Origin of the sequence: Lysinibacillus sp. FJAT-14222, from assembly GCF_001278875.1 — a bacterium.
Classification (GTDB): domain Bacteria; phylum Bacillota; class Bacilli; order Bacillales_A; family Planococcaceae; genus Lysinibacillus; species Lysinibacillus agricola.
In genome coordinates this window covers 76,554-100,515 of the sequence record NZ_LIYL01000002.1, presented here as the reverse complement: position 1 = coordinate 100,515, position 23,962 = coordinate 76,554, and the positions used below count along the sequence as shown (strand labels likewise).

27 protein-coding genes and 1 pseudogene are annotated in these 23,962 nt (G+C 34.2%); 12 read left to right on the top strand and 16 right to left on the bottom strand.

Annotated elements, in window-relative coordinates; genetic code table 11:
- Positions 1-385 precede the first annotated feature (385 nt).
- Positions 386-1,591 (top strand): EAL-associated domain-containing protein, encoded by a 1,206-nt coding sequence (locus AN161_RS01355; RefSeq protein ID WP_053592583.1) that lies wholly within the window; start codon positions 386-388, stop codon positions 1,589-1,591.
- Positions 1,592-1,667: 76 nt separating this feature from the next.
- Here AN161_RS01355 and AN161_RS01350 read toward each other — a convergent pair whose 3' ends face one another.
- The 3 genes from AN161_RS01350 to AN161_RS01345 form a co-directional block, all read right to left on the bottom strand.
- Positions 1,668-2,054 carry a tyrosine-type recombinase/integrase gene (locus AN161_RS01350; RefSeq protein WP_277815916.1) on the bottom strand — a complete coding sequence of 129 codons (387 nt, stop codon included), beginning with the start codon at positions 2,052-2,054 and terminating at the stop codon, positions 1,668-1,670.
- Positions 2,036-2,194, bottom strand: coding sequence for a tyrosine-type recombinase/integrase (locus tag AN161_RS30910; RefSeq protein WP_277815915.1), 159 nt, complete (start codon positions 2,192-2,194; stop codon positions 2,036-2,038). The genes AN161_RS01350 and AN161_RS30910 overlap by 19 nt, the downstream gene beginning before the upstream one ends.
- A gap of 220 nt (positions 2,195-2,414) precedes the next feature.
- The gene (locus AN161_RS01345; RefSeq protein WP_053592581.1) at positions 2,415-2,654 is read right to left on the bottom strand and encodes a hypothetical protein; all 240 of its coding nucleotides are present in this window, start codon (positions 2,652-2,654) and stop codon (positions 2,415-2,417) included.
- A 261-nt stretch (positions 2,655-2,915) separates the two neighbouring features.
- On the opposite strand from AN161_RS01345, the gene AN161_RS01340 reads away from it, so the two are divergent.
- Positions 2,916-3,941 (top strand): alpha/beta hydrolase, encoded by a 1,026-nt coding sequence (locus tag AN161_RS01340; RefSeq protein ID WP_053592580.1) that lies wholly within the window; start codon positions 2,916-2,918, stop codon positions 3,939-3,941.
- A 491-nt stretch (positions 3,942-4,432) separates the two neighbouring features.
- Here AN161_RS01340 and AN161_RS01335 read toward each other — a convergent pair whose 3' ends face one another.
- From AN161_RS01335 to AN161_RS01320, 4 genes are all read right to left on the bottom strand, one after another.
- A complete protein-coding gene (locus AN161_RS01335) occupies positions 4,433-4,765 on the bottom strand; it encodes a hypothetical protein (RefSeq protein WP_053592579.1) in 333 nt (110 codons plus the stop codon).
- 125 nt (positions 4,766-4,890) lie between these two features.
- Positions 4,891-5,280 (bottom strand): hypothetical protein, encoded by a 390-nt coding sequence (locus AN161_RS01330; RefSeq protein ID WP_053592578.1) that lies wholly within the window; start codon positions 5,278-5,280, stop codon positions 4,891-4,893.
- Between the two features lie 26 nt (positions 5,281-5,306).
- Complete coding sequence (locus tag AN161_RS01325; protein WP_053592577.1) at positions 5,307-6,374, bottom strand: hypothetical protein; 1,068 nt, start codon at positions 6,372-6,374, stop codon at positions 5,307-5,309.
- Between the two features lie 442 nt (positions 6,375-6,816).
- Positions 6,817-7,158, bottom strand: a complete 342-nt coding sequence (locus tag AN161_RS01320; protein ID WP_053592576.1) for a hypothetical protein — start codon at positions 7,156-7,158, stop codon at positions 6,817-6,819.
- 292 nt (positions 7,159-7,450) lie between these two features.
- Between AN161_RS01320 and AN161_RS01315 the strand changes: the two genes are divergently transcribed.
- The 3 genes from AN161_RS01315 (at position 7,451) to AN161_RS01305 (ending at position 10,662) form a co-directional block, all read left to right on the top strand.
- A complete protein-coding gene (locus AN161_RS01315; RefSeq protein ID WP_053592575.1) occupies positions 7,451-8,143 on the top strand; it encodes an SDR family oxidoreductase in 693 nt (230 codons plus the stop codon).
- Positions 8,144-8,498: 355 nt separating this feature from the next.
- Positions 8,499-9,869, top strand: a complete 1,371-nt coding sequence (locus AN161_RS01310; protein WP_241774463.1) for a serine hydrolase domain-containing protein — start codon at positions 8,499-8,501, stop codon at positions 9,867-9,869.
- 400 nt (positions 9,870-10,269) lie between these two features.
- On the top strand, positions 10,270-10,662 hold the full coding sequence (locus AN161_RS01305) for a RidA family protein (RefSeq protein WP_053592574.1): 393 nt from the start codon (positions 10,270-10,272) through the stop codon (positions 10,660-10,662).
- A 605-nt stretch (positions 10,663-11,267) separates the two neighbouring features.
- Here the strand turns inward: AN161_RS01305 and AN161_RS01300 are convergent.
- Positions 11,268-12,308, bottom strand: coding sequence for a DUF418 domain-containing protein (locus AN161_RS01300; protein ID WP_053592573.1), 1,041 nt, complete (start codon positions 12,306-12,308; stop codon positions 11,268-11,270).
- Between the two features lie 93 nt (positions 12,309-12,401).
- Positions 12,402-13,346 (bottom strand): YafY family protein, encoded by a 945-nt coding sequence (locus AN161_RS01295; protein WP_053592572.1) that lies wholly within the window; start codon positions 13,344-13,346, stop codon positions 12,402-12,404.
- Positions 13,347-13,451: 105 nt separating this feature from the next.
- Between AN161_RS01295 and AN161_RS01290 the strand changes: the two genes are divergently transcribed.
- A complete protein-coding gene (locus AN161_RS01290) occupies positions 13,452-13,985 on the top strand; it encodes a dihydrofolate reductase family protein (protein ID WP_053592571.1) in 534 nt (177 codons plus the stop codon).
- A gap of 199 nt (positions 13,986-14,184) precedes the next feature.
- Here AN161_RS01290 and AN161_RS01285 read toward each other — a convergent pair whose 3' ends face one another.
- The 3 genes from AN161_RS01285 to AN161_RS01275 form a co-directional block, all read right to left on the bottom strand.
- Positions 14,185-15,207 (bottom strand): serine hydrolase domain-containing protein, encoded by a 1,023-nt coding sequence (locus AN161_RS01285; RefSeq protein WP_053592570.1) that lies wholly within the window; start codon positions 15,205-15,207, stop codon positions 14,185-14,187.
- Positions 15,208-15,439: 232 nt separating this feature from the next.
- On the bottom strand, positions 15,440-16,138 hold the full coding sequence (locus AN161_RS01280; RefSeq protein WP_053592569.1) for a DJ-1/PfpI family protein: 699 nt from the start codon (positions 16,136-16,138) through the stop codon (positions 15,440-15,442).
- Positions 16,139-16,249: 111 nt separating this feature from the next.
- Positions 16,250-17,005, bottom strand: a complete 756-nt coding sequence (locus AN161_RS01275; RefSeq protein ID WP_053592568.1) for a class I SAM-dependent methyltransferase — start codon at positions 17,003-17,005, stop codon at positions 16,250-16,252.
- 309 nt (positions 17,006-17,314) lie between these two features.
- Here AN161_RS01275 and AN161_RS01270 point away from each other — a divergent pair, with 309 nt between their 5' ends.
- Positions 17,315-17,521 carry a hypothetical protein gene (locus AN161_RS01270; protein ID WP_053592567.1) on the top strand — a complete coding sequence of 69 codons (207 nt, stop codon included), beginning with the start codon at positions 17,315-17,317 and terminating at the stop codon, positions 17,519-17,521.
- Positions 17,522-17,531: 10 nt separating this feature from the next.
- Positions 17,532-18,035, top strand: a complete 504-nt coding sequence (locus AN161_RS01265; protein WP_053592566.1) for an AAA family ATPase — start codon at positions 17,532-17,534, stop codon at positions 18,033-18,035.
- Between the two features lie 45 nt (positions 18,036-18,080).
- Here AN161_RS01265 and AN161_RS01260 read toward each other — a convergent pair whose 3' ends face one another.
- A complete protein-coding gene (locus AN161_RS01260; RefSeq protein WP_053592565.1) occupies positions 18,081-18,899 on the bottom strand; it encodes a Ku protein in 819 nt (272 codons plus the stop codon).
- Positions 18,900-19,003: 104 nt separating this feature from the next.
- Here AN161_RS01260 and AN161_RS01255 point away from each other — a divergent pair, with 104 nt between their 5' ends.
- Entirely contained in the window at positions 19,004-20,824 is a 1,821-nt protein-coding gene (locus tag AN161_RS01255; protein WP_053592564.1) for a DNA ligase D, read from the top strand.
- 127 nt (positions 20,825-20,951) lie between these two features.
- On the opposite strand, the gene AN161_RS01250 is transcribed toward AN161_RS01255, so the two are convergent.
- Complete coding sequence (locus AN161_RS01250; RefSeq protein WP_053592563.1) at positions 20,952-21,902, bottom strand: MBL fold metallo-hydrolase; 951 nt, start codon at positions 21,900-21,902, stop codon at positions 20,952-20,954.
- Positions 21,903-22,041: 139 nt separating this feature from the next.
- On the opposite strand from AN161_RS01250, the gene AN161_RS30415 reads away from it, so the two are divergent.
- Entirely contained in the window at positions 22,042-22,179 is a 138-nt protein-coding gene (locus AN161_RS30415) for a hypothetical protein (RefSeq protein ID WP_241774462.1), read from the top strand.
- Between the two features lie 346 nt (positions 22,180-22,525).
- Here the strand turns inward: AN161_RS30415 and AN161_RS01245 are convergent, their stop codons facing one another.
- A complete protein-coding gene (locus AN161_RS01245) occupies positions 22,526-23,035 on the bottom strand; it encodes a hypothetical protein (protein ID WP_053592562.1) in 510 nt (169 codons plus the stop codon).
- A gap of 124 nt (positions 23,036-23,159) precedes the next feature.
- On the opposite strand from AN161_RS01245, the gene AN161_RS01240 reads away from it, so the two are divergent.
- Together AN161_RS01240 and AN161_RS30075 are read left to right on the top strand one after the other, a co-directional pair.
- A complete protein-coding gene (locus tag AN161_RS01240; RefSeq protein WP_053592561.1) occupies positions 23,160-23,390 on the top strand; it encodes a hypothetical protein in 231 nt (76 codons plus the stop codon).
- A gap of 88 nt (positions 23,391-23,478) precedes the next feature.
- Positions 23,479-23,808 carry a hypothetical protein gene (locus AN161_RS30075; protein ID WP_053592560.1) on the top strand — a complete coding sequence of 110 codons (330 nt, stop codon included), beginning with the start codon at positions 23,479-23,481 and terminating at the stop codon, positions 23,806-23,808.
- Here AN161_RS30075 and AN161_RS31230 read toward each other — a convergent pair.
- Positions 23,768-23,937 (bottom strand): annotated as a pseudogene (locus AN161_RS31230) (sigma factor-like helix-turn-helix DNA-binding protein); the annotation flags it as partial. The gene AN161_RS30075 and the pseudogene AN161_RS31230 sit on opposite strands and share 41 nt — an antisense overlap.
- Between the last annotated feature and the right edge of the window lie 25 nt (positions 23,938-23,962).

The following is a 23,962-nucleotide window of genomic DNA, read 5'->3' as shown; positions in this document are numbered from 1 at the left end:
TAAGTGGGCCTAAGCAACCTATTATACGAAAAAGTCGTTATTAGTGATGAATTGTCAGAAAAATGCGGATAGGTATAGCCATGTGTTTTAATGTATTAGTGTGTTATCAGATAAAAATAACTTCGCTTTGCATCAAATAAAGGTAATTCTAGTGTCAGGGGTGTGCAGAGAACCTGTAAAGGATTTATTGTGGTCTGATTAGTTTTAGCAACTATTAGGTGGAAGTTTGTTAAATTTTAAAACAGATTTTTTCCATAAAATTACGCCATGTGAAGTTGCCAATTTACTTTAAACAAATTATTATACAGTCAGAGAGCTTTTTTCATGTAATGAGCTGTGAATGTAATGTTATTCTTGAATAACATCATGTATGGAGGTTTCTACAATGGACGCAATTGAAGTGTTAACAAATTTAGATCAATTACATGGGTATTTTCAACCTATATTTAGCGCGGATGCGCATACGGTGATTGCCTACGAAATTTCCGGACAGTTACAAATTGAGGGTCAACAAATTAATTTAAAAGATTTTGTGAATAATGAAGATATTCCAGAAGAATATCGTATTGACATGGAACATAAAATTCTACATGCTGCATTAGAAAAAATAGAAGAAATCGCACCAGATATTGATATTTATATTCCGAGTAATCCGAACTTGCTGATGCAGGATTTTGGAGAAAGTCACTTTAATATTATTCAACAATATATCAGTGAAGAAGATTTACATCGTATTGTATTAGTAGTTTCTGAGCATCGTTTTCTAGGAGACATTCATAAGTTGCATCATGCGCTACGTTATTTTACGACTTTCGGTATGAAAATTGCCGTTCAAGAAGTGGGAGCGGAGAGTCATTTAGAGCACATTGCACTATTATCCCCACAAATTTTAAAGGTCAATATTAAAGATTTAAATTATGATTCTTGGTCTGCACAGTCAGATATGATATCAGCAATAGGTAGCCTTGCTTATAAAATTGGCGCAAACCTCTTATTTGAAGGAATCGAAACTGTTTATCAATTACAGTTTGCCTGGAAAAATGGAGGCCGCTTCTATCAAGGACGGTACTTGGCAAATCCTGCAATGACATTTGTAGAAAAGGATATTTTAAAAGAGCGTTTTAAGGAGGAGTGCCAGCAATTTATTACCTCTGAAAAGAAAATGCTAGAGGTGCAATATTTTGAGCTGAAAAAATTGCGAGAAGAGCTAGAAGCAATTGTCCATCGTGTTAAACCTTCTAGTGACAACATCACACATTTAGAGCATTTGGCACAGCTATTGGATAGTTATTCTTTCCGATTATATATTTGTAATGAAGATGGCTTCCAACTATCCCCAAACGTGATGCGAATAGATGGTCAGTGGGAGTTGCAGCCAAGAGCCATCAATAAAAACTGGAGTTGGCGTCCATACTTCTTACAAACAATCATTAAAATGCGTAACGATCAAAGCGGGGAAATTTCAGAGCTTTATCGAGATATTGAAACAGGGGAAATTACAAGGACATTTTCGATTGCTATTAACGAGCATGAGTATTTGTTCGTCGATCTTTCCTATGATTATCTTTATGAACACAATATATTTAGATAGTTTTACAAACGCTTATATATCAAGGTTTTAGGGGTACAAAAACACTTTGTACCCCAAATTTGGATAAAAAATAGATTCACTTGAGTTTTATTAAGGATGAAAGAATTTTAGTAGCTTTTAATTCTTCATCATCAAGTGAATGTGCATATGCTTTCATCACCATTTCAGGTGTATCTCCAATTGTTTTTGCCACTGTTGTAATAGCAGCGCCTTCTGCAATTAAAATACTCAAAAAAGTGTGTCTCAATATATGGGCAGAAAACCATTCGATTTGATGCTCATTTTTTATAGCATTGAACATTTGCACAATGTAACTACTACTTATTGGTTCAAGGTTCGCAGTAATACATACATAATCACCATCTTCTAATTGGCTACCATATACTTTCTTTGATTCCACACACCAAGATTTAAAACCTTCTAATTGCTCTGCTAGTTCAGCACTCATATGGATAGTGCGAATGCTATTACGAGTTTTGGGATTCCATATTCATCGCGTGTTTTAGTTATAGCAATTATTTTGCTTTCGAAATCTATATCTTTCCAAGTTAGAGCTGCTAATTCACCCTTACGCATACCAGTAGTTGCTAAAGTTAAGAGAATTGCGTAAGCCAGAATCTATAATTAGACTATATTGGTCACCACACACCAATCCTAATGTTGGTCGTTCTCTATCATCTTGATTTGATAATTAATAAATAGTGTCACTTAATTTATTTAACATGTTATTTCTTCTTTACGATGGGGATTAATCGTTGGGAACGAGTTGCAGATAATCCTAAAAGTTAATGCACACTTTAAGGATTAAACTAAAAAAGAGCGATTAAAACATCGCTCTAAAAAAATTTAAAAATCCCAAATCCATTGGCACAGCCCAAATGTAAAAAATAACTAGAGCCACGCAGACTAGAAGGGATTTATAAATTTTGTTGGGGAGTAGTTTTTCAAAAATTGACGAAAAAACAACGATACATCCGATTTCAACAGCCATTAGTATTATTACTGGCAGTATGATATATAGCACGCTTAATCCACCAGATGCAAAAGCTTTTAGTAAGTCCATTTAGTTACCTCATCTTTTAGTAAGTCCATTCAGTTACCTCATTATGTATTATATGTAAATTATAACATAGAAAAAGCCGCAGCGTCGTCACACGCTACAGCTCAGAATTGGTTATGCTCTTCATTAGGCTGCTTTTCCGTTAATGAAATAAATAACTATTTTAAAAATTCTGAATGTTAGAATAAATGATATTGATTTATAGTACAATTTAACAGACAAACGGTCGCAAGTGTTAAAGAGTTAGTGAAAGGATGTGGTAGTTTGAAGATTAAATATTCGATTATTATCAAACTGTTTAGAAAATTGAAGCTGATAGGATTGGTTTTTATTACTGTCGTCTCACTTACATTGATCGCGGGATTTCTTTATGAATTAATCAGTTATAAAAATGTTAAAAACAAATTCCCACCAGATGGACAGATGGTTGATGTTGGAAATAGAGAAATACATATGAATATCCAAGGAATCAAAACGAATCTACCACCTGTTGTAATTGAAACAGGAACAGGTTCTTGGTCTTATGATTGGTCAAATGTTCAGCAAGAATTATCAAAGCATACCCAAGTAATAACATATGACCGAGCAGGATATGGATGGAGTGACCCTTCTCCCAATGGATTTTCTGTCGACACTACGATTGAAGATTTAAGTAAAATTCTCGAATCTTCTAAAATTGACACACCTGTAATATTAGTTGGTCATTCTGTTGGCGGGATTTATTCTCGTCTCTTTGCAGACAGATACCCAGAAAAGGTATCTGGATTAGTTCTTGTTGATTCAAGAAATGAATATTTTTCAGAACAAGCTACAGAATATAATAACAAGTTTTTCGAGACACAAGACCAAACTATGAATCGTATCTTATCTCAAATTGGAATAGTACGACTAATAGGAAAAAATATGTTTTCAGATTCTATACCTGATTACATTTCCGCAGAAAAATATATAAATGTCCATTGGGACGCTCCGTTTTTTAAAGTATTAGGTGAAGAAATTAAGGAAATAAAAGTCTCTGAAAAATTACTGAAAGACACTCAATCTTTAGGTGATAAGCCTTTAACGATTGTCACACCAATTGATGTAGAATTAATGGCCGTAGAATTAGGGTTCTCAGAACAAGAGGCGAGTGACCTTAACAAGAAATGGAAGGATTCTCAAAAACGATTGACCAATTTATCCACTAATAGTAAATTCGTTTTAGTTCCAAATAGTAGTCACTCCGTAATGTATGACCAACCCGAGGTAATAATAGAATCAATATTGGAAACGGCTGATGAAATCAATTGATAGCTGCTTTTTTGTTACTATTAAAATAATAAAACTACGCTTAATAGGTATTCGCAGATTACTTATTATTAAAAAGTCACTCAAAGTGAAAAATAATGAGTGACTTTTACTTAATTTTCTTTAAATTAAGTGATTACTTAAGGTAAAGATTACATACACTCGCCCGGCATTAGTTACAAAAAGTTTCATTTTAGTGGGGTACAAAACATCATATTTTACTACCCAAAATGTACCTCAATTGATTTACCTTTAATACCATAAATGAAGGTCACTAAAGTAAACTGTCATTTTTAAAAGCTTTTATGTCCACGTTCTTAAAAATTGATAAACCTTTATAATTTATATGCATTTATGAACACAATATATTTAGATAGTCTTACAAACGCTTATATATCAAGGTTTTAGGGGATACAAATATAAAACTGCACCTCCAATTGTTAGATGTGACTAACAATTGGGGTGCAGACTAATTTTGGTCTTTAATTGAATTATTATTTTAAAGGGATTCCAAGTCCTAGGGCAGAAGCGATCGATACAATAGAGCTAATAACACCTAGTAAACTACTTAATTTCTCTAATGGTTTCTTAGCTTTCTCTTTATCACCTTTGTTTATATAAGTTTGAAGTAGTTCGAAATTTGCTTCTGCAATATCTCGTTGTTCATCTGATAGGTGTTGAATTTCCTCGTGAAGCTGTCGTAAAGCATTGATCATATCATCAGATTGGCAAGCTATCCCTTGATTTAGTGTACCATTGTTTTCAATAGTTATATTACCATTGTTTTCTCCAAAAGTTAAACCACCATATTTACTAGATTCACCCATATAACCATCTCCTAAAAAAATAGTTACTTGCCCAATTTTTGAAACTTTATCTAATAATTGACTAGAATTTTCTTTTGCTAAAATATCTATAATTTCTCTTAAACTCTCAGGTTTATTTTGTTTACTTAACCCGACATTAGCCCTTTTGTTATTATTTTTTTTTTTGAAAAACTTTGTTTAAAATCCTCACTTAATTCAATTATTGGAATAGCGTTTAAAGGATCAAAACAGTTTTCTGTACCACAATACTTACAAGTAATGGAATCAATATTTCCCAGATCATATTTATTAGCAGTTAATATACTTCTACTGCATTCTTCGCAATGGAACTCTAATTTTATAACAAGCGCTTCCTGTTTTTCTAGTTCAGCTAATTTATCAATAACTACTCCAAGAGGTAAGTTAGTTATTTTTGCAATATAACTATGGTAAAATTTACTAATTTCACTTATAGCAATTGCTTGTAGTGCATTATCTATTTTTTGAGAAATTTCCCATGGCTTTAAATTGCTCACACATTTTACCTCGCAGAATAAATTTGTTAAATCAACTTTTCTCTAATATAATCCAATACATGTTCAGACGCAAATACATTGAATTTAAATGTCTTCGTGGTTATGCCGATTCGAATAGAATATTCTTGTACTACGCCACCAACACTATGTTCAAATAGTATTGATCCTTTTTGTTTGGATAGGTAAGGTTCTAAATAATTGTATAATGGTAACCCCCTTAGTTCTCTAATACTACCTAATCCTATTGTTTCAAGACCACTTAAAAGTAACAAAGTAAAAGGTGTTGTTTCTAAAATACCGGTAATATCCTCGCTATTTAAGTTTTGCTCAAGCACGGACAATTCACCATTAGTATAGTATTCATCAATGGCAGAAAGTATACTCACAATTGATTGACCTTGTGTCTCTTCAAATGTATTTACTAATCCTGCTGGTCTTCCTGTAGCATCAATAAGCTTTCCTTGAAGAACATCAGCTAAAGGCTCAAGAGAACCACCATATTTCTCTAAGAAATCATACTGTTTGAATTCGTATTTTATATCCACTATTTTAGCTAACTCAGCAATAATTTTCTTTGCAACAGTTGAACTTGCTCGTACTTCTAATATTCCCTTAATTTCATCAATATAAACTGTCGTAATTTCATGTTTAATGTATTCTCTACGGTTAGTTAAAAAGTAATCAACATTTACCCCAGTTCTATGAATAAACCTTAAATAATATGCTTGTGAACTTTCGATTCCCGCAGCAGCAATAATTGTAGGTTCAATGGGAACACTTTCGCTGTTTGGTGTAATTACTGTTTCGAAAGGATTAAAGGGCATTTTATCAATAATACTTTGTTTAAGTCCTGTTAAACCATTTTGATTTGTAGTTTGATACCAAGCTAAAGACACTGGTCCAGAAAAAATATTATTGCTTATCTTTTTAAAAACATCATCTTCTATATGTTCAAAAGCATCCCAAACTCTACTTGCTAAATCATTTACATTACCTGTTGATTCTAGAGTCATTTTATGACAAACCTCTTTTAGTAGAGTTTTATTTAGTCTAGTCAAGTCTTGGGGGAAAATTAAAGATTTAATTGTATTCATTTAACACCCTCCAGAATTATATTCTGTATCCGATGAAATTATGCCTTGAAAATTAATAATATAATATTATATGTTTTGCATACCCAAAAAATGACAAAAAAGTGTTGGTTGACATATAAGTAGGGATGGATTAGGAACGTATATGCATCGTATTGAATAAAAATTAGAGAGGAACTCTCCAAAAGATTAAGTGACTTGATCAGGAGATGCCGAAGTTTGAGATACGTCAATCCAGTACTAAAACCAAAAGAACAAATGTGCTACCCACTCGTTTATTCCAACTCAGAATCTATAGTTTCTTTAACAATAAAAAAAGTCACTCATTTTTATGAATGACTTTCCATGTTGTTGATAAACAATTGTGTCAATGAAAATCATTTTATGCCGAGGCATAATTGATTTACTTTAAACGAAGAAAGTTATTAAAGGTTTGTTCCTACAATTAAAAAATCTCTGTTAGTTCTGAATGAAGAAACCTTTGGGCAGTAATGAGAACACCTGAAGCTGTTCTTCCATAAACGCTATATAATCCGCCAGTTTGATTAGGAACAATTTCAACTTCAAATTGAGTAGCATTTCCCACACTTGGAGTTACAGAAGTAGAAGCATTCGCATCTACGCTAAAGGAAGTTGTTGATAATAATTTTCTTGTACCGTTAAGTTTAAAAACTCTGACTGCCCCTGTAAGTAAGCCTCCAGTAAGATTAAGAATTATGACACGGACGCTAGTTGCATTAGCTGGTAGATTTCCTGTATTTTCAATTGGACCAGTAGTTAAAGGCATTAAAAATTCCCTCCTGTAAAATAATAAATTTATAATCTACAGATTACATATTCATAATATGAAGGTTCTATTGAAATGCTTTAGATATATTAATCAATTTGCTATCAATAAAAAATGTGTAAATTGAATAAATGAGCCATTGAGATGGGTAACAGTACATGTTATAGTCGATGCTTCACCTAGTTTTTATGAATTGAATAGGGCAAAAGTGATGTTATTACAATATTCAACGGTCGTTTATTGATAGGAGTTCCTATTCTGGTATAATTAACTGCGAGAGAGGATGATAAATATGAGTAAAAATATCGTTGTTATAACTGGTGCTGGTAGTGGATTAGGTGCAGCACTTGCTAAAAAATATTCGGGTTTAGGCTATTACGTTTGTTTGCTTGGGCGAACGAAATCAAAGCTTGAAAAAACGGCTAAAACTTTAACTCATGGATATTCTATTTATGAGGTTGATGTTTCCTCAAAACAAATGGTTGCTCAAATAATTCAATCTATACAAGGTGAATTTGGATCCATTCAATTACTAATTAATAATGCTGGGGTTGGCTATTTTGATTATGCTGAAAACTTGAGTGAAGATTCAGTTCAACAAATGATTGATATTAATCTAAAAGGCACAATTTTTTGCACACAAGAAGTGCTAAAAGGTATGAAAGAACGTAATGAAGGAACAATCGTAAATATTGTTTCTACAGCTGGTAAAGAAGGGAAAGTAACGGAATCTGTTTATTGTGCGAGTAAATTTGGTGTAAAAGGGTTTACAGAGAGTCTAGCACTAGAATTAAACGATACATCTATTAATGTATGTGCAGTATACATGGGTGGTATGAGAACAGAGTTTTGGGACGGGATATTTTCAGAGGAACAAACCAAGAACCTAATGGACCCTAATGATATCGCGGATATTATCATGGATAATATTAAACCAAGGAAAGCGTTAGCTGTAACTGAGGTTGTTATTAAAAATCATCGATAACACAATGATTTTGAATTTCTAATATGATAGTACGCTAAAAGATAATGACCAGGCACTACAATTTATGTTGAGCCTGGTCATTTGCTAAAATATACAGTTATTCAAAAAAGATCAGCACTCATTTTTATAATGAGTACCTGGTCTTTTTGTGATAATGCAAGATTTCTGTCTGGTTGTCCACTTTAACGAAAAGTGTCTACATAGATTGACTGTAAAAGAATGATACGTTACAAAACTGTCATGTTCTGATGTTTTTAGTCATGCAAAACGATGGTTGCAGTACTAATTGCTTGTTATAGTTAACGATGTTGCTAAGGAATTTATAACTTGATACCCAGCTAAAGGAGAAATGAAATTGAAACCATCGTTAAAAATCTATATGTTTATGATTGCTATGATTGTAGCATTTTATAGTTTAGCGCCAACAATAGTTAAAGCAGACTCAGATGAAAAAATTCAAAAGATTGAACAATTTGTTGAAGAGCAAAGGGCAATTAGTAAAATTCCAGGGATATCGTTAGTAATTGTAGAGAAGGGGAAAACGGTCTATGAAAAAGGTTTTGGATACGCGGATGTTAAGTCAAAAACACCAGTTACTTCTAATACATTATTTGAACTAGGATCCACATCGAAAGCATTTACAGGACTAGCTATTCTACAATTGGAAAGGGAAGGGTTGCTAAAACGCTCTGATGATGTCCAGAAGTATATCCCATGGTTTAAGTTAAAATATAATGGTGAGCCTCAGTCGATTACTATTAGTCAGTTATTGTATCATACAAGTGGCATACCTTATAACTCTATATATGATATCCCAAAAAGTAACGAAAGTAATGCTCTTGAGTTGACTGTAAATAAATTACTTGATCAGCCATTAAATCGACAACCAGGTAGCTCATTTCAGTACGCAACGCTTAATTATGATGTTTTGGGACTCGTTGTTGAAAAGGTAGCAAAACAGCCCTTTGATGTGTATATCAAACATCATATATTAGAGCCAATTTATATGAATGATTCATTTGTTGGTCTGCATCAAGTTAAATCTAATGAGATGGCATCAGGTTATAAAATAGGACTTATGAGAGATCAGCAGTATACACCGCCTATCTATCGTGGAAATGTACCTGCTGGATATATGATAAGTAACACGAATGATATAGCAAAATGGTTAAAGTTACAGTTAGGAAATAGCCAAATTTATTCTATTGATAAAAAAATGATTCAAGAATCGCATATCCCTGATCAATCTGTAGAGCCTTTCGATAAGGATACATACTACGCAAGTGGATGGGGAGTTATGGAGAGAGACAAAAAACAATATATATTCCATGCCGGTGAAAATCCAACATTTACATCTTATTTCGTTATGCAGCCTGATGAACAATTAGGAGTAGCTATATTATCCAATATGAATTCAAGCTATACAACGGACATAGGTCAAGGTGTAATGGATTTATGGGAGGGGAAAAATGTTAATAATATTCATTCCGACAACCTCCAAAAGTTGGATAAAACGGTGACACTTCTATGCGTTTTTGTTGTCGGCCTTGGGATGTTTTTAAGCATCTTATTGCTAACAACTTTGAGAAAAATTGTTAAAGAACAACGAATTAGAGTATCTTTAAATATAAAAAGGACTTTTTTTTCTATTCATACATTCTTTAGTTGTAGCAATAGTTTTAACACTTATAATTATGCTCCCAAAAATTTTATTAGGGGGATCTAATTGGGGATTTATGAAAGTATGGGGTCCAGCTTCAATTTCTGTGTTGTTTTATAGTGCAATAGTGACAAGTGTGATTTTTTATTCATTGGGGTTATTGAATATTTTTACTAAAGAGAAAACGAGTAAAAGTTGATGGAGCAATGATAGTGTAACGAAATAGTAAAAAAGTGATAATTCACTTTTTATTATTAAATAACAAATTAGAAATTTGATTGTTTATGAAAAATATGGTAATGTGAAAGCAACTTTAGGTGAAGGGGGAGAATCCAAATGAAAAAAAGATCAATACGTTTTTTAAGTATGGGTATTGGGTTCTCGACTGCTGTTTTTTTCTAAAATTGAGTTTTTAAGGGACAAGTCTGCCTTTTTTTAGAAAAATAAAACCTAGAGGAGATTAACTATGAATAATAAAATAACACGCAAAAATCCGATCCAAGTACCTAGCCCTGTTGGCAATTACAGCCATTTAACAATAATTCCTAAGGATGCAACAATGTATGCATTATCTGGACAAATTGGCGTTGGGGGTAACGGTGAAATACCATCATCACTAACAGAGCAGGTTAGGAACACATTAAAAAACATCCAATTAATATTAGAGGCAGAGGGACTAAACGCAGACAATGTGGTGAAAGCCAATATTTGGGCAACAGAAGAAATAGATTGGAATGATTTCTATCAACAATGGGAAGCAATGTTTGGAAATCCTTATCCTTCTATGACGATTGCTTATATTAGTGCATTAGGTCTGCCTGACATTAAAATAGAGATTGATATTTGGGCTGCTAAATAAGCTATGTAACCGACAAAATCTATAATGGTTTTGTCGGTTTTTCATACAAAAAAGTCTATCATTTTAAGCTTTAGTTAGTCTCAGAAAGCCATTACTTGTCCACTTGGGTTATTTAATTCTTTTGAATGGTGGAGGGTAATTTATGTAGCTATTACTTATTTAGCGCAGCATTTTTTGGATTTGTCTTATGACTATTGCTATCGTTTAGTTGTTCTTCTAACGCGAATCCTGCTGCAATCGTAGTTATGGCATCACCAAGATAGTAATTGCGCCACCTATCACTGCGAGTTTGGCCGCTGGGTTTTCTAATTTTGGAACTTGATTATTCTGATTTGATTTTTTGTTATCCATCAACTTTTCCTCCATACAGAAAGCATTCCTCGGGAGTCTTGTGCAGTACATAATGGATTTAAGTATGTTGATAAGAAAAAAGGTCACTTTTTCGATGAATAAGTGACCAAAATAAAAATTTAAATGATGGGGGTGCGTTTCTTGCCGAAGGTATGAGCAAGATAGAAGCGAATTGGGTACACTACCATTTTATGAATGGGAAAAACTTTCTGTTAGGTGTTTGTCATTTTCTAAAACAATAAGCTGTATTTTCATTAAGAGCGTTCCTTAGATTTAAGCAATGAAGGTACTGTCCAATAAGTACCCATACGCCACAACCATTCAACTGGTCCAAATTTAAAAAATCTTAGCCAAATCTTACTAAACAGTAATTGAAAAATGTAAATGCCTATGCAAATCCAAAGAGATTGGATGAAACGAATATTGCCAATAAGATGAAAGGCATTGCCTATCATTAAAATCAGCGCTGTTTGCCCTAAATAGTTTGTTAATGCCATGCGGCCATAGTCTTTTAATGGTGAAAGCAAGACCTGGCATAAAGGCAGTTGCAGTAAGAGCATTAGTAGTCCTACATAAAATGCTGAAACAAATGGGCTAAACTGAAGACCTATTAGCGCAAACTTTTCAAAGTTTGTCACATGTTCATTCAATTCACTTTCTGTCATATGATCAAAGTTCACCATTGCCTCTGGTACATAATGCCATTGATACAGCAATCCCCCTATGCTAATAAAGAACATAATAACTGTCATGATTACTAATCTTTTACGATTGTCATGGATCTTTTCAAAAATTCGATACTGCCCAGCAGCTAAACCTAGTAGAATTAGAGGGAACGGCATAACAATTTTGATTCCATAATAAGCTGATACCGCTAATAGTATAAGCCCGATAGTCAAGTTTATTTCTTTCCGAACTTTGTAAAATGGTAACGCTATTAGCCCAAATATTGCATAGATGGTTAATGCTTCTCCGGGTTGGAAATAAAAGTGTACAAGTCCGATTATCAATAAAATAATCATTCTTCTAATAAATAATAGGTAGGCATTTTCATGTTTAGCCATTGCACGGGAAATGAAAATGTAAAAGCCTACACCAAATAAAAATGAAAAGATGGTGAAAAACTTACCTTCCACAAATAGTGTTAGAAATCTATTATACGTAATATCAACAGATGTATTTGGTGGTTCCATCCTCAATAGTCCTGGAATATTGACTAAAATAATTCCTAATAAAGCAAATCCTCTTAAATAATCTAATGTATCAATTCGTTTGTTTAATTCAATTGGTTGCATTTTATTTCCTCCTCACTCACAAAGTATAAGGAAATTGACCACAAAGTAGTAACGATGAATGTTACGCCAATCTTACAAAATCGTCATATAACATTAATCATTTTCGGGATACATAGATAAAATGCCTTTTGCTTGCTGTTGTAAAATATTGATTAACTCTTTTGGTTCTACAATTTGAGCATGCATACCCAGTCGATAGAAGAGGGGGCTAATAAAATTAAGCTCACCTTTGTCTATAATGGAATCAATATAACCTGTACCATCTTCTTTTATGAAGACAAAATCCTCAAGGTTTGGATCACTTTTGCATTGTCGTACACCTTCTCTGGATAATAGAACATGTAAACGAATGGGTTGTTTATTTTCATATGTGCTGCCAAACCACTCCTCCAAATTTAAAAATTCCTCTTTGTTTTCTTCGCTTTCTACGATGGAAAGAATACGATCTACACGAAACAGTAATATTTTTTGTTTTGTAAAATCAAAGGCGGGCATATACCACAACCCATCATGCGCATACACACCGATTGGATGAATATGTTTCGTTGTTGTCCCTGATTTGGATTCATAGTGAATATGTAGATTTTTGTTTTCCAAAGCTGCCTCTAAAACGGCTTTCAATAAAGGGGTTTCAATAGCCCGTTTAGGATTCCAAAACGAGATGTAGGATTGAAGTTTATCCACTTTCCGCTTCGCCTCCTTCTGAAGCGAGCTATAAAGCTTATGAGAAGCGGATTTAATTTCCGTATTAAAAGGTAAATCACGGTAATAATGAAGTGATTGGAAGGCAAAGAAAATCGAAACTGCCTCATCTTCTGTAAATAAAATAGGCGGAAGTAGTCTGCTCGTTAGGACAGTATAGCCACCGTTTCGTCCTTGTTCTGCGTAAATAGGTAAGCCCATATCGCTTAAATCTAAAATATATCGATGAACCGTGCGAATTGATATATTGAATTCATCAGCAATTTCTTGTGCAGTAAATTTCTTTTTTGCACTAACAAATAGAAGGATATCTAATAAACGTTTTGCTTTTGACATTTTATTTTTTCACCTTTTCTTTTAATTATGCCAGTAGTTGTCATGTTTTATGTTTATTATAAATATTGTTCATGAGTTTTTCAAAAGAGAAAAGGAGATGACAATATGTCACGAGAAATTATTTTATTTATTGCGACAAGTTTGGATGGATTTATAGCGAAAGAGAATGATGATTTACAATGGCTAGATGAGGCAGAGGGAGAAGGGGATAATGGCTATTCCGACATGTATCAATCCATCGATACCATTATTATGGGCAAAAGAACGTATGATTACGTCGTAGAGCATATCGAATCTTTTCCATATCCTGATAAGAAATGTTATGTATTCACAACGTCACTAAGTGGTAAAAACGAACATGTTGAGTTTGTGAATGAAGATGTTGTAGCTTTTACGAAAAAATTAAGGGAACAGAAAGGCTCTAAAATTTGGATGGTTGGCGGAGCGGGAATTCTCGATGCCTTTATGAAGGAACAGTTGATCGATGAATTAATCATAACGATTACACCGCACCTATTAGGCTCTGGAATACCATTGTTTAAGGATAATAATCCATATCAAGATCTGGAGTTAGTAACTACACAACGCTATGGGCAAATGGTGCAAATGCATTATAAGGTGAAGAAAGAGGCTAAATGATTATCCTAAAAGGTTGATTTTCACTCCGAGATGGCGCTTTCCGTGCAAGCTCATCCCGTAGGAGTCGCCACTCTCCGTGAAAATCAACAGTTCCTCTTCAGTTATGCTGAAACCAAAATGGCAGAGCCTGCTGATTCTATTACCTTACAACTTTGTGCAAGGAAAAAAAGAGGCTTGATGATCAGCCTCTTTTCTGTTCTTAGTAAAGCGAATGGTAGATTTCACCCATGATACCCTTCATTTGATGCATACCTGTATCAGTATTGGTCATCAGAACAATCCCTTGTTCGAGGTATGGATAGGCTACTAGCATACATTGAAACCCAACACCCCAGCCAAGCGAGGAAAATTCAAGTTTCTCGTCCGTGCCATCTAGAAATACGCCAAGGCCCGTCCATTCCTTGCATCCCTGTTGGCGGAAAAGTTCTTTTGTTTGTTTTGATGTAATGCCGATTTTACTTTGCCCTTTGACAGCATTCATAACATCTAGTAATAATTTTGTTAAATCGCTTGGGGTAGTCCATATACCACAAGCTGCAAGATAAGGGTAAATAGAATATTTCCCTGGTATTAACGCTCCATTTTGATCATGGCCACATGCAAAATTATCTAAATTTGATGTTGAAAGAGAGGTAGAAAATGTACTGCTCGTCATACGCAGTGGCTTAAATATAAAATTGTCTATGAGATGAGAAAAAGGTTTTTGCGTGATATCTTCTAGCAATAATTGAACAAGACAAAAGCCTGCATCAGAATAGTGAAATTCACTTTCAGGTTCATAGGTCACTTCAATGGTAGCAGGGCAATAAGGAGTTGTACCATTCAATATGTCTACCATGGACGGTATTTCGTTGAAAGATTCTAGTTCCATAAAACTGTCTTCAGGGTCCACAATACCAGATTGATGACTTAGTAAGTTGCGTAATGTAACTTTTTTATGCTTAGTCAATTGATTATCAGGTACCTTCCATGAAACTAGTTTTTTATTAACATCTTCATCTAAATCTACTATCCCTTGTGCCACTAATTTCATCACTAAAATACTTGTTAGAAACTTACTGATTGAGCAAGCATTAAAAATGGTGTCCTCATTAATTTTTTTATCGGTACCTGCTTCTAGAACACCAAAATGATCCTCTTTACTTATTTTTCCCTTTTCGAAAGCTACCATGCTTAAACCTGTTATACGGTAATGCTCCATACGTTCACGAAAGTTTATCATCTAGTGAGCTCCTAGTTTTTTCTTCATTATAACAGAATAGGGGAACTTGTGTTTGCGAAATGGGTTTTTTATTTTTGGCTGTTTCTCAAAGATTGCTACTTCTAGTTTGGCTATCTTCTTCAACTAACCCTCACTAATCTGCCTTTTAATGCAATAAGAAAAGCTGCCAACATGACAGCATGCACGCTTTAGTAGAATAAGAATTAAACTATTTAATTGTAACGATAAAAGTTTATTTCATTAACTTAAGTATATTTTTTGAGTGTTTAATCATACCTAGCAATCCAAGCTCTTTTTGTGCGTCTTTTGATAATTTCTTCTCTGCAATTTTTTTGATTTTATCTTCTGCGTTTGAAAAATTACCAGCATTAAATATTGGCTGTGGATCATATTCAATAGTAAGCTGAATTGCTTTGGTTTGATCTTCACCAACTAGTTTATTAGATAAATGTAAAGCCATATCAATACCAGCAGATACCCCTGATGCAGTAATATATTTCCCCTGTTCTATGACTCTTTCTCTTGTTGCAATTGCTCCAAAATTACTAAGCAAATTGATAACTCTCCAATGTGATGTTGCTTTTAATCCATTGAGCAAACCGGCTGAAGCCAATAATAAAGAACCTGTACATACAGAAGTTGTCCATTTTGTAGTTTTATCTACTTCCCTTATCCAATTCAATACGTTACCATTTTTCATTTCCTGCATAAACCCTATAGTTGAACCTGGTATGATTAAAATATCTGCATCTTTTATATCATCGATACTATGTTTCACATTAATGTCTATAAAACCTGAATCAGCTTTTATTTCACCTATCTTCTCTGCGACAAATAATACCTCAGTATCTTCCATATTCTTTAAAACTTCATAAGGCCCAATCGCATCCAGCATAGTTACTCCATTATATAAAAAGATGATTACCTTCATACTTACATTAACCTTCCTCTCATTCTACAAACTAACTCACAAATAACCTATATCCTAGTTCAACTAAACTGTTTCGTAAGTTGAATAGCAACAAACTTTTCGAAAGTAGCCTTATTTTTTCAATCGTGCATGTACAATCATACAAATACTATCTTTTGTAAAGTCACTTTTGTTCCATGATCCATACAGGTGTAACAAGTCGAATCCATTTTGTTCTAATAGCCTCTTCAATTCCATTGGATATGTATAGCGAAGTAGAATTGAATCTTCGAAAGTTGAGTGTTCTAGCTTATTAATAGAACGGCAAGTTAAGATTTGTGTGATAGGATCATATTCTTCACGATGTTGAATAGTTAATTTTTCACCTTTACTATTGACTATGTTTTCTTCATATTCATCTACAATAGATAGCTCGCTTAGAAGGGCATTTCGCGTATCGAATACAAATTCTCCTCCTGGATGTAAGTGCTTTTTAACGGATTGGAATAAAGTATTTTGACTTTCGTTACTTAAAAAATGTTGAAATGAATTACCTGTCATATAAATAAAATTTGATGTGATTGGTAAATGAAACTGTGTGCAGTCTTGCACAGTAAAATGTACATCAACATTCTCTTTTTTCGCTTTTTCAATAGCTTGCTGAAGCATCCCTTCATGAATATCAATTGCATAAACTTCATGTCCTTGCTTGGCAAGGGGAATAGCTAATCGACCTGTCCCACAAGCTAATTCAATTATCGTATCGCTTTTCTTACTAAGTAGATTCTCAATATAATATAAATCCACGTTGTAATTTTCATGAAGTTTATCATAATCAATAGGGTCTTTATATTTCTCTAAATTTCCACTAAACTCATTTTGATACATACAATCTAGCTCCTTCAACTTTATCTTAATTTGTGTGAATATTGTACAATAAATATAATATTCACACAAATTGAGTTCTTTTTAAAAGATGAGATGATATTTATTAAAACGTATGCTATGTATATAAGTTGATTGGAGTGGAGGCTGGGCGACTCCTCGGGGATTAGCGTCAGGGGAACGAAGGCTAAGAGCATCACATCCTGTGATAACGCCTTCGTGACCAACATCCTGCCGCTGACGCTTCGTTAGCACTACGCTTTCGCGCAAAAAACATCTGTTGCCCCGACGCCCCAGGAAGCTTTGCTCTGTGTGAAAGCGAAGCGGCAGCAATTGTTTTATCTGTGTGAAAGCGTAGCGACAGCAACAACAAATGTTTTCTGTAGCGAAAGCGAAGCGGCAGCAACAAATGTTTTCTGTAGCGAAAGCGAAGCGGCAGCAACAAAGCGCCCAGCCGGAACGGAAATCAACCCCACGCTTATGGTGGAACTAAAAATAATCAAATTAAAAAATGAATAGGAGGGTTCATTTGAGTAATAAATTTCCTCGAAAAATACATATTATTGGCTCTGTTGGAAGTGGGAAAACAACTTTAGCGAAAGAATTATCAGCACAATTAAATATTCCTTATTATGAACTAGATAATGTTGTTTGGGTAAGGCAAAATTCCAGTGATATTAGAAGAACCGATCCACAAAAAGTTGATTATTTGCATAATATTGTTCTTACAAAAGCTTGGATTATTGAGGGTGTTCATAATGAGGACTGGGTAGCAGAAAGTTTTTCGAATGCCGACTTAATTATTTTCTTAGATACGAATTATTTCATCAGAATCTATCGAATTATAAAGAGATTTACGTTACAAAAAATCGGTTTGGAAAAGTCCAATTACAAACCGACTTTTTCAATATTTATAAAAATGTTTAAATGGAATCGTTATTTTGAGGAGATTGGCAAACCTAATTTTTATCAGAAATATGGAATGTATAGAGGCAAGCTAATGGTCGTAACAAGTAAAAGGGAGATTCTTTAATAAAAGCATATCCAATAAAAATGGATATGCTTTTTATGTGTAAAATTAAGCATTTTTCTTTGTTTTCGTTGCTCGTTTTCGTGTTGCTGGCTTTTTCGTTTTTTCTAAGGAAGCTTGAAGTGCTGTCATTAAGTCCGTGACATTATCAGGTACTGGCTGTTTATCGCTAGCTGAAATTGTATTCGTAGCTTTTTTCTCTTCTATAAGCTCCATTAAAGCATTTCGATAATCGTCTGTATATTTTTCAGGATTAAATTCGGTTGTTAATTGATCTACTAGCATCAATGCAGTTTCTAGCTCTTTTGGAACAATGTTTTGTTCGCTTGGAATATTTGGAACATCACCAACACTTCTTACTTCATCAGGGAAATGAATCGTTTCCATCACTAAAGCATTTTGATAAACGCGGACAATCGCTAATTGCTCTTTGGAACGGATAATAATTTTAGCAACGCCTATTTTTCCGGATTGCTCTAATGTTTGACGTAATAGGGAATAAGCCTTTCCACCAGTCGTATCAGGGGATAAAAAATAAGTGCGTTCAAAATAAATAGGATCGATTTCAGTTAATTTCACAAAATCAATGATTTCAACGGCCTTATCTTCATTTTCCTTCCGCAAGCTCTCTAATTCTTCTTGATCTAATACGACAAACTTATTTTTGGCATATTCATATGCCTTCACAATATCCTCATCTTTTACTTCTTGGTTACAGCCTTCACAAACCTTTTTATAGCTAATAGGTGTATGACATTCTTTATGAAGCTGTCGTAATTTAATATCTTTATTTTCGGTAGCGGCATGAAGTTTTACCGGTATATTGACAAGACCAAATGAGATACTGCCTTTCCAAACTGTATGCATTTGTATCACCTCGTTTTTCTTACTATGATATATTTTGCTTATTTTTATGTATCTTAAAGTGAAATCGTCAAAAACTGAAGGTAAAAAGCAAAGTAGGTATTCCTATGAAACCAATGCTATTAACGGAAGCGCTTGAAACACCTATTGGTGAAGACTGGATGTATGAAACAAAATATGATGGATTTAGATGTATGTTAGTATGGGACGAACAGCCAATGTTAATAAGCAGAAATGGCAATAACTTAAATCACTTGTTTCCAGAGATACTTGATTTTTGTAAGAGCTTATTCGATCAAGTTAAAGCGTTTTTACCATTAACATTTGACGGGGAATTAGTTTATTTAACGAATGATTTTAAAAGTGATTTTTCGCTTGTCCAAAAAAGAGGTAGGATGCAAAACAAAGAAGTTATTGCTGCGCATGCACAAGCCTTTACTTTTCATTATATTGCTTTTGATTTACTGCGTTATAAAGGGGAGCCGCTGACAAATAAGTATTTAAAAACACGTAAACAGCAACTCTCAAAGCTTTTTACAACCTTAAAGCTCCCTGAGACTATCAATTATGAGGATCCACGCCCTTTGCAAGCGATTAGCAGTGTGGAGCATAGTGAGCCACTTTGGCATGCTATTAGGGTAAACAATGGGGAAGGAATGGTTGCTAAAAAGAAAACAAGTAAATGGATTGGAGATACGCGCTCTACACATTGGTTAAAAATCAAGAATTGGCGCTATGTAACGGTCATAGTCACCAAATATGATCATGGAAATGGCTATTTTCATGGCTCTGTTTATCGACAGGACGAGCTTGTTGAATTGGTTATTTTTAAACATGGAATGTCAGAGGAAGAGCGTAAAACACTCATTGCTTTTTTTCAAGCGAATGGACAGAGGAATAATGAAATATGGGAACTGGAGCCATCCATTTGTGTTGATATAGCCTGTATTGATTTTGATGGAAGCAAATGTCGAGAACCGCGTTTCCAAGTATTTCGACTGGAGATGTTGCCAGAGGATTGTCAGTGGCAGCACATGCAGCGTCAACTTTTCCCTATTCCAGATACTGTTCAGATTACGCATCCTGATAAGCCTGTTTGGCCTGAAATCGGTATTACGAAGGATGGTTACTTGCACTATTTGCAAATGATTTCTCCGTATGTATTACCTTTTCTTCGAAATAGGCCGCTTACGTTAATTCGATTTCCTCATGGAGTGCCGGGTGAAAGCTTTTATCAAAAAAGTAGTCCTGAGAAAATACCTGAATTTGTTTCAACAGGATGGATGGACGAAATTCATTATCTTGTATGTAACAACCTTGAAGCATTATTATGGCTAGGCAATCAGCTAGCATTAGAGCTACACATACCATTCCAAACGTTGCAAACAGAGCATCCTACTGAGATTGTCTTCGATCTAGATCCTCCTTCTGTTGATCAATTTTCACTTGCCATCACTGGAGCACTGGATTTAAAGGAAATTATCGATTATTTTAAGCTACAATCTTTTGTTAAAACATCGGGAGGAAAAGGGTTGCAGCTATATATACCGTTACCTGAAAATGCATTTTCCTATGAAGAGGTGCGAGTATTTACTGAATTTGTTTGTCGTTTTTTATGTGAGCAAAAACCGGGATTGTATACGATTGAGCGTTTAAAGAAGAATAGACATCAAAAATTATATTTAGATTATGTGCAGCATGCAGAAGGGAAAACAATTATTGCTCCATATTCAACTCGTGGTAATGAAAAGGGCTTAGTGGCAACGCCATTACATTGGGAGGAGGTCAATGAGCACTTAACACCTGATATCTTTACCATTCCTGCTGTACTGGAGCGAATGAAAAGAGTAAGCAACCCATTTAAAGATTTCCGTCAAGTAGGGGAGAGCCAGGATTTTCAATCAGTCTTAGATCATTTAAAGGAATAATGAATTGCTTTTTAATCAGGACGATTAAATTTGCAAAAAGATTAAAGCCAATATCATATTAAAAAAGCATCGGGTTCAGTACCGATGCTTTACGTTTTTTCAGTATCGTGTAAAAAATTTTTGTTAATTAGGTGTTCTTTTTTTCTAGATAATCCAGAATTCCCATTGCCGAAACAATTGTATCGAATGGAATTGTTTCATAAACCGGATGATTTTTTGGAATGCCATTTTCCTGTAAATAGTTGTGTAAAAGTTCCTTTAAGCGAGTATCTAGAAAGTGTACTTGTTCTTTAAAATCGCTAGATACAGTTAGCGCCTTTTTCCCCTCAGCTAAAAATAATGGTGTCCAGTAGCGCACCTGTTTGTAGGCTTCAGCTGGATTTTTATAAGCACCGAAATGACCGAAATACAATTCTGTAGCATTGAGCTTTTCATATAGCTGAATAGATTGCTCCATTGTATCTGGGTCATACTGATTCGGTGAAGTAGAGGGAATAATTAAATCGATTGATTCGCTCTCCATTTCTGGATAACGTACACCAGTTGTATCTCCAACAAACAAACCATTCGTAGCAGAATAAAGCATCGAGACATGATGTTTTGCATGTCCTTCTGTATGATAAAACGTTAACTGATGTTGACCTAAAGATAGTACTTCTTCATGTCCAATTTCTATAATGCGCTCAGAATCGATAGGTACAATTGGATCAAATAAACGATCGAACTCTGTCCCATAAACACTCTTTGCACTCGCAATTAGACGACTAGGATCAACCATATGAGATACACCTCTTGGATGTACAACGAATGTAGCATTTGGGCAGTTTTGTAAAAATAACCCTGAACCTCCAGCATGGTCTAAATGGATATGCGTAACAATTACATATTGAATATCCTCTAGAGCAATATGTAATTCATCTAAACCTTCTACGATATACGGCATAGACGGACTGGCAGAAGTCTCGATTAATGCAATTTTTTCATCGATAAGCAAATAGGAGCTTGTACGCTGTTCCCGATTTAAATCATGTGTATCAATACAATAAAAATTTGGTGCAAGTTGTTGAATTCTACTCATTTAAATAATCCCCCTTCGTTTTTAAGAAGTGTAAAACATTCTCTAATATGCATTTTTTATCTACAAAAAGCAGTAGTTATACTTTATGATAATAGAAAAATACACTGAATGTCTATTCGTTTTTTAGGGGGATACATTAATGGAGAAAAAGATTCGTTTTGATACACGAAAAGTCCATCATATTAATTTGGCCATCATTTCAATTTTAGCTGTTCTAATTTGTGGACCGTTGATACTTTCAAAGAGCATTATGTTCTTATCTTATTTGTTGGATTAGTCGTTATTGCAATAGCAGTTTGTAATTACTTTTTGCCTATTAATACGTATGTTAAAGGCTTTATTTTCGGAATGATTCCTTCAAGTGTTGTCTTTATTTTGTTTTTAGTCGATAGCTTTTCATTAAATAAACATTATATTTTACTTTGTACGGGGCCATTATCTTAGTGGAGGACGAAAATAATATGTTAAAAATGATGACGAACACAACTAGTTGTATTCAGGAATTAAGCAATACATTAAAGTCACTTGTTATGAAAAAGGAAAGGGAATCTTTTTAAAAATTATATATGAAGAAATAAGACGAGAAGCCTACAGTCAATGCACTTGATAGTAGGCTTCTCGTATCAATCTATCGTTGGCTTTGGTAATAAACTATATTCCCAAGCATGAAAGCATTCTGTCAACATATAGGCACCTATCTCTTCGTCGATTCTAATATAAGCGCACTGTTGGGAGTCAATCATTGTTTCAGGATAATCTTCAGATTGCTCGAAATCATCCATATTTGAATGTACTTCAATCCATTTTTCTCCAGCGTTTTCATCATGTACAGCTTTTAAATCATAGATAATTTTCCCGGTAGCCTGTTCATTATTTTTCTCTGAGTCATCATAGCCTTTAAATTTGCCCTGTCCATTATCGTAAGAGAGCTCTCCATAATGACGAATGACCCTTATTTCTGCCTCCTTCCCATTTTTAGCGTCTTCCATAAATTTATATAATTTCTCTATGTTATGAATCGTTTGTCCTTCTTGAACGACGGCGTTTTTATTTGCCTCGTCAGTATTCGTCTCTTCTGTACAGCCAGAAAGGAGTAAAAGTGTACTTAGCAGCAAAAGTCTCCTATAAAACATACAATCCCCCATTTATTTTAGGTATCGAAAAGTAAATTGTCCTCTATAAAAAATAACAGAAATATTGAAACATATGGCAAAATTAATCGTAATTATAATTAAAGTCCTATATGGGGGTGAAGAGATGTTGTTCATAAGTATAGTATTAGCCATACCGATATATGGCTTTTGTATTTGGAGCATGTATCAGCCAGAGGAAAGCTATTTCTTCTTTGATCGATGGCGATACAAAGAAATACCCGAGTTATCAGATGTTCAAATCAAGTTGATCAGAATTGGTAGCGTAGTCGCTATGATTGTTGAAACAATCTATCTTATTGTTGTTGCAATTGATGCATTTACGCCTGATTTTTAATGAAATAGGTGTTCACTAAGTTATCATAATATTAGTGGAAGGCAGGGGCGAAGTGTATAATGAACTCTTTTCTGAGGAGGATTTTTAATTGCAATCAATACAGGCAGATGAAATACCATATGAAATAAGAGAATATCTAAAAAACATTAACTCTATTAAGTTTCAAGTGAAAATAGTTGTTGAGCAAAAGAAAGATAGTCGATGTTGGGCACATTTTGAGTTCTTAAAGGGCGAGACTATACGAATTGCTTTAAAAGATGAGAAAAATAAGGGGAAAAGGCAAAAAATGCACGAAATGCTAATCTATCATTTCTTTTGTATCTTGGCTAACTACCTCATCTATATAGAGAGGTTAAACATCCTGTATAATTGTACATTTAGTTTCTCTCATATTCCAACTCCTCCATATAATCGATAATTTTTTCCTCGCTCTGTAAAAAGTCACCCTTGCCTATCCAGCACTTTTCCCAAAGAGACGCCCTATTTTCTCAAAAGGCAATTCACCAAAGGTACGGAGTGAAAATACTTCCTTATATGGTTCATCCATCTTCCCCTCCAATCACTCCTCTTAC

What these genes read in the sequence shown, in the direction of transcription:
- AN161_RS01355 (WP_053592583.1), top strand. Translation starts at nt 386, where the DNA reads ATGGACGCAATTGAAGTGTTAACAAATTTAGATCAATTACATGGGTAT.
- AN161_RS01345 (WP_053592581.1), bottom strand. Translation starts at nt 2,654, where the DNA reads ATGGACTTACTAAAAGCTTTTGCATCTGGTGGATTAAGCGTGCTATAT.
- AN161_RS01335 (WP_053592579.1), bottom strand. Translation starts at nt 4,765, where the DNA reads ATGGGTGAATCTAGTAAATATGGTGGTTTAACTTTTGGAGAAAACAAT.
- AN161_RS01325 (WP_053592577.1), bottom strand. Translation starts at nt 6,374, where the DNA reads ATGAATACAATTAAATCTTTAATTTTCCCCCAAGACTTGACTAGACTA.
- AN161_RS01320 (WP_053592576.1), bottom strand. Translation starts at nt 7,158, where the DNA reads ATGCCTTTAACTACTGGTCCAATTGAAAATACAGGAAATCTACCAGCT.
- AN161_RS01315 (WP_053592575.1), top strand. Translation starts at nt 7,451, where the DNA reads ATGAGTAAAAATATCGTTGTTATAACTGGTGCTGGTAGTGGATTAGGT.
- AN161_RS01305 (WP_053592574.1), top strand. Translation starts at nt 10,270, where the DNA reads ATGAATAATAAAATAACACGCAAAAATCCGATCCAAGTACCTAGCCCT.
- AN161_RS01300 (WP_053592573.1), bottom strand. Translation starts at nt 12,308, where the DNA reads ATGCAACCAATTGAATTAAACAAACGAATTGATACATTAGATTATTTA.
- AN161_RS01295 (WP_053592572.1), bottom strand. Translation starts at nt 13,346, where the DNA reads ATGTCAAAAGCAAAACGTTTATTAGATATCCTTCTATTTGTTAGTGCA.
- AN161_RS01290 (WP_053592571.1), top strand. Translation starts at nt 13,452, where the DNA reads ATGTCACGAGAAATTATTTTATTTATTGCGACAAGTTTGGATGGATTT.
- AN161_RS01285 (WP_053592570.1), bottom strand. Translation starts at nt 15,207, where the DNA reads ATGATAAACTTTCGTGAACGTATGGAGCATTACCGTATAACAGGTTTA.
- AN161_RS01280 (WP_053592569.1), bottom strand. Translation starts at nt 16,138, where the DNA reads ATGAAGGTAATCATCTTTTTATATAATGGAGTAACTATGCTGGATGCG.
- AN161_RS01275 (WP_053592568.1), bottom strand. Translation starts at nt 17,005, where the DNA reads ATGTATCAAAATGAGTTTAGTGGAAATTTAGAGAAATATAAAGACCCT.
- AN161_RS01260 (WP_053592565.1), bottom strand. Translation starts at nt 18,899, where the DNA reads ATGCATACAGTTTGGAAAGGCAGTATCTCATTTGGTCTTGTCAATATA.
- AN161_RS01255 (WP_053592564.1), top strand. Translation starts at nt 19,004, where the DNA reads ATGAAACCAATGCTATTAACGGAAGCGCTTGAAACACCTATTGGTGAA.
- AN161_RS01250 (WP_053592563.1), bottom strand. Translation starts at nt 21,902, where the DNA reads ATGAGTAGAATTCAACAACTTGCACCAAATTTTTATTGTATTGATACA.
- AN161_RS30415 (WP_241774462.1), top strand. Translation starts at nt 22,042, where the DNA reads ATGGAGAAAAAGATTCGTTTTGATACACGAAAAGTCCATCATATTAAT.
- AN161_RS01245 (WP_053592562.1), bottom strand. Translation starts at nt 23,035, where the DNA reads ATGTTTTATAGGAGACTTTTGCTGCTAAGTACACTTTTACTCCTTTCT.
- AN161_RS01240 (WP_053592561.1), top strand. Translation starts at nt 23,160, where the DNA reads ATGTTGTTCATAAGTATAGTATTAGCCATACCGATATATGGCTTTTGT.